General features: G+C 59.4%; 8 protein-coding genes and 2 pseudogenes. 8 read left to right on the top strand and 2 right to left on the bottom strand.

Translation table 11 applies throughout. The annotated features are described in order from the left end of the window. Positions 1-222, bottom strand: a pseudogene (locus tag C9427_RS33330) (nucleotidyl transferase AbiEii/AbiGii toxin family protein); the annotation flags it as partial. Further along, entirely contained in the window at positions 215-808 is a 594-nt protein-coding gene (locus tag C9427_RS33325) for a DUF6088 family protein (protein WP_107653164.1), read from the bottom strand. The pseudogene C9427_RS33330 and the gene C9427_RS33325, both read right to left, overlap by 8 nt. 504 nt (positions 809-1,312) lie before the next feature. Between C9427_RS33325 and C9427_RS33320 the strand changes: the two genes are divergently transcribed. The 8 genes and pseudogenes from C9427_RS33320 to C9427_RS33290 all read left to right on the top strand — a co-directional run. Continuing rightward, positions 1,313-1,612, top strand: coding sequence for a hypothetical protein (locus tag C9427_RS33320; protein ID WP_019863317.1), 300 nt, complete (start codon positions 1,313-1,315; stop codon positions 1,610-1,612). Next, a complete protein-coding gene (locus C9427_RS33315; RefSeq protein ID WP_107653163.1) occupies positions 1,609-2,040 on the top strand; it encodes a PIN domain-containing protein in 432 nt (143 codons plus the stop codon). The genes C9427_RS33320 and C9427_RS33315 overlap by 4 nt, the downstream gene beginning before the upstream one ends. A 36-nt stretch (positions 2,041-2,076) precedes the next feature. After that, on the top strand, positions 2,077-2,865 hold the full coding sequence (locus C9427_RS33310; RefSeq protein WP_107653162.1) for a DUF5131 family protein: 789 nt from the start codon (positions 2,077-2,079) through the stop codon (positions 2,863-2,865). Positions 2,866-2,890: 25 nt separating this feature from the next. Beyond that, the gene (locus C9427_RS33305) at positions 2,891-4,024 is read left to right on the top strand and encodes a three-Cys-motif partner protein TcmP (RefSeq protein ID WP_245437291.1); all 1,134 of its coding nucleotides are present in this window, start codon (positions 2,891-2,893) and stop codon (positions 4,022-4,024) included. Between the two features lie 99 nt (positions 4,025-4,123). Further along, complete coding sequence (locus C9427_RS33300) at positions 4,124-4,954, top strand: restriction endonuclease (protein ID WP_245437290.1); 831 nt, start codon at positions 4,124-4,126, stop codon at positions 4,952-4,954. Between the two features lie 281 nt (positions 4,955-5,235). Next, entirely contained in the window at positions 5,236-5,439 is a 204-nt protein-coding gene (locus tag C9427_RS33295) for a hypothetical protein (RefSeq protein WP_245437289.1), read from the top strand. Positions 5,440-5,477: 38 nt separating this feature from the next. After that, positions 5,478-6,308, top strand: a complete 831-nt coding sequence (locus C9427_RS35165) for a hypothetical protein (protein WP_245437288.1) — start codon at positions 5,478-5,480, stop codon at positions 6,306-6,308. A 47-nt stretch (positions 6,309-6,355) separates the two neighbouring features. Next, positions 6,356-6,942, top strand: a pseudogene (locus C9427_RS33290) (IS5 family transposase); the annotation flags it as partial.

Genomic DNA, 6,942 nt, shown 5'->3' with positions numbered 1-6,942 from the left:
CGTCCTCGGAAAACCGCTGGATAACCTGATAGGCATGGACAGCGACGTGCCGCCCTTGAACACCAGATGTTCGCCGAGCGCCGAGCCGTAAAGGGTGGCGAGCGCCCAGACCACCCACACGTCCTTCTCGAGGAGATGCGCCGGCCGGCCGGACCGATCGGCCGCGACGCCGAGCGCCTCCCGCCGATCCTCGATCGGGAGGTGGAGAAAGGGATCAGCCATGTGCGGCCTTGCCCACGCTGCGCGCCATCCAGGTCGGAAGCTGCGGCGCTACCGCGACCAGCTCGCTGAAGGCGCCCGGCGGGAGTTTCCGCTTCAGTGTCTGGAGGGCGGCCTCAGCCTTCTCCGGCCCAAGCCAAGCCAACGCTCGCACCGCCTCGCCAGCGGGCCGATGCGCCATGGCGAGCTGCCAACGAGGCGCGTGGCGAAGCTCGACGACCTGCTTGCCGAGGCTCATCTTCCGAGTGCGGCCGGAAGTCAGATAGACCGACCGGACCGGCACCTGTGTCGTGAGACCGAGGGTGTTGGCGGCAACGGCCCCACTCGGGACGATGATCTCCCCGCGCTGGCTGGCAAGCGCCTCGACCGCTTGCTCCACGGAAGGAGCCCGGATGCCGAACCTGCTCGTGACCGGAAGGAGATAGACGCCGCGACCCGCCCGGATCAACTGCGTCCGCTCGGCTAGACGCGACAATGCCTGATCCACCGCGGCGCGATTCCCGAGGTGAAGCAAGCTCTTAGCTGCGACCGGCGTGCCCTCTGGCAGCCCTTTCGCGTGCGCAAGAATCTGTTCGGTCAACCGTTGCATGGCCATGCTCCTGTCAGAAATGTATGCGATTTTCTGACAGTTTTCAAGGCGGGCAGCGACGGGCACCTACACGCGGAACCCGTCCAGCAGGCGTTGTGGTCAATCATCACCGCGCGAATCGACCAATCCCTCTTTCGCGCCGTTCGCCGAACGAGCCTCGCGCGTCCTGGGGCCGACGCCCTCTGGTCGGCGCCGAGATATTTCTCTTGTCAGCGCAAAAAATCCGACGCTGAGGTCGCAAAAAAGTTACCATTTTGATTTCAAAGGGAAAATTGCCAGAAAGATTCTTTGAGGTTTCGCCAACCATCGGCAGCAGATCGGACGATCTTTACACCTCGCGTCGGCCGGCGGCCTGCTCGACGCTGGTCAAAAAGTACCGTCGCGTAACATATATCACGCGTCCACCGATGCCATTCAACCGAAAGAGCGCACTGCCCGGACTGCCTGCACCTTGATCAAACCCAGCATTCTGGTTATATTACTGGAAATAAGTCGGAGGCAACTATGGGCAGCTCGCAAAAACGCGCCATTCAAAACTATCGATCTCGCCTCAGCGAGCGCGGCTTGGCGCGCTTCGAGGTGCTTGGCCGCGATGCCGATCGCGACCTCATTCGATCTTTGGCTCGCCGCCTGGCCGAAGATGGACCGGATGCCTCTAGCCTGCGCGCTGCTGTCAGCCAGACCATCGCCGGCGAGCCACCCAAGCTTGGCGGGATTCTCGCCGCATTGCGTCGTTCGCCGCTGGTGGGAGCTGACCTCGATCTTTCCCGCCCCCATGAAGAGGGACGGAAGATCGACCTGTGACACGCTACCTCCTCGATACCAACATCATCAGCAATGTCGTGAAATCGCAGCCGTCGGAATCGCTCCTGGCATGGATGTCGAGACAGCGTGACAAGGATTTGTTCATCGCTTCGCTGACCGTTGCGGAAATTCTTCGCGGGGTTCTGGAGAAGCCGCTCGGGAAAAAACGCGACGCACTCGACAAGTGGTTCTCTGGGCCTGAGGGGCCGCAGGCGCTGTTTGCGGGCCGCATCCTCTCGTTCGACGACAAGGCAGGGCTGATCTGGGCGCGGCTGATGTCAGGAGGAAAAGCGGCCGGCAAGCCGCGCAGCGGGCTCGACATGATCATCGCCGCTGTCGCCGGAGCGAACGAGTGCGTGCTGGTAACGGATAACGAAAAAGACTTTGCCGGGCTCAAGGTCGTCAATCCGATACGCGGAGCGGTCTGATGCGGCGTCGGGTCAAGGAATGCTCGGGAGGGCAAGATGGCTGAAACTCAGATAGAGTGGACAGACTCCACTTGGAACCCCGTCGCAGGATGCTCCATCGTCACCGCAGGCTGCACCCATTGTTATGCTATGGAAATGGCCAAACGCCTTGAGGCCATGGGCATCGCAAAATATGCGGGACTTACCCGTAAGACGGGAAAGCGCACGGTGTGGAATGGCGTCGTGCGGGAAGACCGCAAGGCGCTGGCCATACCCTACGGATGGAAGAAACCGCGGAAAATCTTCGTAAACTCTATGAGCGACCTCTTCCACGAGGGTGTCAGCGACGAATTCATCCTTGAGGTCTGGAAGGTCATGCGCGAGACCCCGCGCCACAACTATCAAATCCTTACTAAGCGTCCCGAGCGAATGGCAGCTCTCGTCGCCTCGCAGTTGGGCGACATCCTGCCCAATGTCTGGCTGGGCACTAGCATTGAAGACGCGAACGTCGTGAGTCGAGTCGACTATCTCCGCCAGGCGCCCGCAGCCATTCGCTTCATCTCTTTTGAGCCTCTCATTGGATCGGTTGGCGCCGTCGACCTCCGCGACATCCATTGGGCCATCGTGGGCGGTGAAAGCGGCAAATCCGCTCGACCGATCAGGGAAGAATGGTTCGACGAAATTTACGGCCAATGCCTGGCGGCCGGTACCGCCTTCTTCTTCAAGCAGTGGGGAACCTGGGGCAAGGATAACAAAAAGCGTTCCAAGAAGGCCAACGGGCGCGAGTATCGGGGCCGGACCTGGGACGAGATGCCGACCACCCAGCAAGGCAGGGTTACAATGTAGAGCAACATCCGTCGGGGGGAGCAAAGTGGTCGAAAAACGATATGAATGGGCCGACGGAGCAAAGCTGGAGGAACACTCTCGCCGCAAACATAAAATTTTGCGAGAATATGTATTCGACTACCTGACGGTCCGCTGTAGGCTGCCCCAGCAGGAGCGATTTCGCCTCGCGATCGTCGACGGTTTCGCTGGCGGCGGGCGCTACCAGTGCGGCTCACTTGGATCGCCGTTGATTTTCATCGAGGAATTAAAACGAGCAGTCGAGGCTGTGAACACGCAGCGCGCCGTCCAAGGGCTTGGCGCTGTCGAAGTCGAATGCCTCCTCGTATTCAACGACGCCAACCGCGATGCGATCGAACTTCTGAAGACGCATGTCGCACCGATGCAAGCAGAGGCTAGCCAGAGCTGCCCCAAGCTGCATCTGCGGGTCGAATATCTGAACGAGTTCTTCGAAGCCGCTTATCCCGATATCAAGAGCCTGTTGGGGCAAGGCCGCTATCGGAGCGTCATCTTCAACCTCGATCAATGCGGTCACAGCCATGTCGAGCGGAACACCATCCTCGACATTATGCACTCTTATCCCGCGGCTGAGATTTTCTACACCTTCGTCATCAGTTCGCTGCTCGCATTCCTTCAAAAGGACCAGCCGGAGCGGCTTCGCGCCCAGCTCGATCATCTCGGGCTGACGAGCAACGATATCCAGGCGCTCGATGCGTTAATGAGCCAAAAGGACTGGCTCGGCACAGCCGAGAAAATCGTCTTTGACGCTTTCCGATTGTGCGCCCCCTATGTCAGCCCGTTCTCGATCAATAATCCCGGCGGGTGGCGGTACTGGCTGATCCACTTTGCGAATGCCTATCGGGCAAGGCAGGTCTACAACAACATTCTTCACGACAACGCAAGCTTACAGGCACACTTCGGTCGATCCGGCCTCAACATGCTCTCCTACGATCCAAAGCATGATGAAGGCATGCTCTACCTCTTCGACATCAGCGGTCGCGTATCGGCAAAGAACCAGCTTCTCGGAGACATTCCGCGCCTGATCATGGAATGCGGAGACGCCATGCCTGTCATGGACTTCTACGAAAGCATATACAACATTACCCCGGCGCACGCCGACGATGTCCATGCAGCGATCATCGAAACGCAGACCTTGAGGTGATAACACCCGCCGGCGGGGAGCGACGGAAGGCCAATACGATTGGCGTTGATGACGTCATCAAAATGAAGAAGCAGATCAGCTTCTTCCCAATGTTCCTGAATGCCGGGACAAGAGGCGGTCCAAAAGAATGACCGCGAACGACATCGGGATCCCGAATGGCGCGAATTCGAACGCCTGATCGCGCGGATCGAGGCCGACGCAGGCCCCCGGGGGCTGATCGTCAAGTCACCGGATCGTCTGCGTTGCAAGCTCACAGGTCGGCTGAGGGAAGTGGATGCCAGCATTCGTGCCAAAGTCGGCACGACCGAAATGCTTGTCACGATCGAATGTCGACGCAGATCAAGGCTGCAGGATGTCACCTGGATCGAGCAGCTAGCCACAAAGAAGTCTTCGATTGGCGCGGATCGAACCATTGCCGTCACCGCATCTGGCTTTTCCCCGGAGGCTCAGATTGCCGCGTCTCATGCGTGCATTTCCCTGCGGAAAATTTCGGAAATTACGGTTGCGGAAATCAACTCGATCTTGTTGCGACTGGACTTTGTGCTCTTTTGGCATAGGGCCTGCGGCATTGCACGGATCGGCATCCGGAGATTCCGTTCGCTCGATTGGAAAGTTCCCAGTCCGCAGGACGTGGATTTTACTTTACCGGAGGATACTGACCCGCTCGCGCCGATCTTTCGCAACACCGAGTCCGACACAACTTGGTCTCTAACTGATCTGTGGCACCAAATCCAAGGGGCTGCAGATCCGTTTGACGGCATTCAAAAGGCGCAACCGCCTGCGTTCCGCACGGCATGCTTTCCTTATCCCGGCTCAGTCACCCTCACCACCGCCCACGGCCCCTGCGTGCTCGGTGACGTCCTACTGACGGTCGAGCTTTGGATAGAGGCCGAGCAGATCACTCTCGATGCGGCGCACAAGGTCGAGTAAGCATCCGACGAGATGGCCGCGATCCAGCGCGTCGAATTCGCCTCGCGCCGGCGAAAAACGAACGATTGGCGCATCTCCCTCCAGATCCCAAAAGACTCCGAGGATCCCGCCGATCTGCGAACAGGAAGCAATTGGCTTGATGCCGAGAAACGGCTACACACATTGCCTTTTGAAAAACATCGACCAGTTTGTGCCCCCGCCCGACCCTGCGCATGCGCAGCAATCGGACAATCTGCTGTGAGGGTACTGGGTAGGGGTGTGCGTCCCAGGAAGGGATCTCTATGAGTATCGCCCAGACAGTTCGACCGATTCATTTCGAGGATTTCAGTGGGTCCGAGTTCGAACGACTTGTCTTTGCCTATCACCTCTGTGAGGGATGGACCGACCTCGCCTGGTATGGCCAGACCGGCAGCGATCAAGGGCGAGACATCGTCGGCACTCATTCGACGACCGGCCGGACGAACGGACTGTCATTCAATGCGTAAACCGCGCAAGTCTTACTCAGACAAAGGCCGAGAAGGATATGTCAGCGGCAATCGGTGCTGCGTTCGGGCGCCCGGCGACCTTTAAGTTTGTTTGTCGATGCAGCGTCTCCGCTCAGCGGCGGGACGAAGTGAAAGCTGCGGCCAACAAGCTGGGAGTGGCTCGCGTCACGATTTGGTCGGGCTCAGAGTTTGAAGAACATCTGAGGCTCCGCGCCGAGTTCCTCCTTCGACGTTTGGTCGAAGGGGTCCCCTTTCCCGACACCGCGGCTGAACTGCGCGATTTCGTTGACCGGTTCTCGGCTATTACCGGTGACCAGACACTGGCGATGCTTGCGCGGGCCTTCGATAGACCGGCCTTTCGAACACCCTTTCAGCAGGAGAGTAACCTTCCAGCCTTCCTACAGGCCGTCGAAGACACCATTCGCGTGCTGAGCACCGGCATCTGGCAAACCCGTAAAGGCGTAGAAATCCATCGCCTTCCCTCGTTGCATCACATCCGTGATCCAAGCGTCCGATCGGCCCTCGAAGCGACGGTGGGTGAACTAGGTCGGCGCCGCTCCAAGGCTCGATCACGTAGATCGTCTCGTCGTCTGCCCAATCGCGCCGAGACGCGAGCAACTCTCGTAATGTCTGCCCTGTGGGACGGCTTCCCCGCCAGCAGTTTTATGGGTTCACGCATAGAATCCGGTGATTGGGGGCGATATGCCCCCGACGCGATTGATCCGATCGTCCGATCAGGCAAGCGTTACGCCTATTTCCTTGAAGGCTTCATCGCTCGCGACTTCCTCGATGATCTCGGCGCATCAGCAGATGATGTCAGCGAGGCAGCTTGTGATCGATTGATCCGCTACGCCATCGATGATGCATGAACGCGTGGGGGCTTTTCTTTCTTGAGCAAATCTGATTCAGCGTCGGTATGAGCCGATATGACCTGACCGACTTCGAGTGGCGTGTGATCGAGCCATTGCTGCCCAACAGGCCGCGAGGCGTGCCGCGTGTCGATGATCGCCGCGTCTTGAACGGCATCTTCTGGGTGTTGCGCTCCGGTGCGCCGTGGCGCGACCTGCCCGAGCGCTATGGCCCGCGCACCACCTGCTACAACCGCTTTGTGCGATGGCGGAAGGCGGGCGTGTGGGCCGGCTCATGGATGCCATCACTGCCGCGCATGACGGTGATATCCAGATGATCGACAGCACCTCCGTTCGCGCCCGCCAGCAAGCCGCGACGGCAAAAAGGGGGATGCAGATCACTGTCTCGGTCGCAGCCGAGGCGGCCTCATGACGAAGATCCACATTGTCGTCGACGCGCAAGGGCTTCCGATCCGGCTCGGCCTGACCGCTGGTCAAGCCCATGATGGACAGATCGCCGACACGCTGCTCGACCACCTTGGACCGCGCACCATCTGCTGGCCGACAAGGCCTATGATGCCGATCGCATCCGGGAACTGATCCAACAGCAGGGCGCCACGCCCAACATCCCGCCCAAAAGTAACCGGCGCTGGAA

The organism is Mesorhizobium helmanticense, from assembly GCF_003034915.1.
Lineage (GTDB): Bacteria > Pseudomonadota > Alphaproteobacteria > Rhizobiales > Rhizobiaceae > Mesorhizobium > Mesorhizobium helmanticense.
This window is presented reverse-complemented; position numbering and strand designations above follow the sequence as displayed.

Excerpts from the sequence above, each read along its gene's own strand:
- C9427_RS35165 (WP_245437288.1), top strand. The coding sequence starts at position 5,478 with ATGTCAGCGGCAATCGGTGCTGCGTTCGGGCGCCCGGCGACCTTTAAG.
- C9427_RS33310 (WP_107653162.1), top strand. The coding sequence starts at position 2,077 with ATGGCTGAAACTCAGATAGAGTGGACAGACTCCACTTGGAACCCCGTC.
- C9427_RS33300 (WP_245437290.1), top strand. The coding sequence starts at position 4,124 with ATGCCGGGACAAGAGGCGGTCCAAAAGAATGACCGCGAACGACATCGG.
- C9427_RS33295 (WP_245437289.1), top strand. The coding sequence starts at position 5,236 with ATGAGTATCGCCCAGACAGTTCGACCGATTCATTTCGAGGATTTCAGT.
- C9427_RS33320 (WP_019863317.1), top strand. The coding sequence starts at position 1,313 with ATGGGCAGCTCGCAAAAACGCGCCATTCAAAACTATCGATCTCGCCTC.
- C9427_RS33325 (WP_107653164.1), bottom strand. The coding sequence starts at position 808 with ATGCAACGGTTGACCGAACAGATTCTTGCGCACGCGAAAGGGCTGCCA.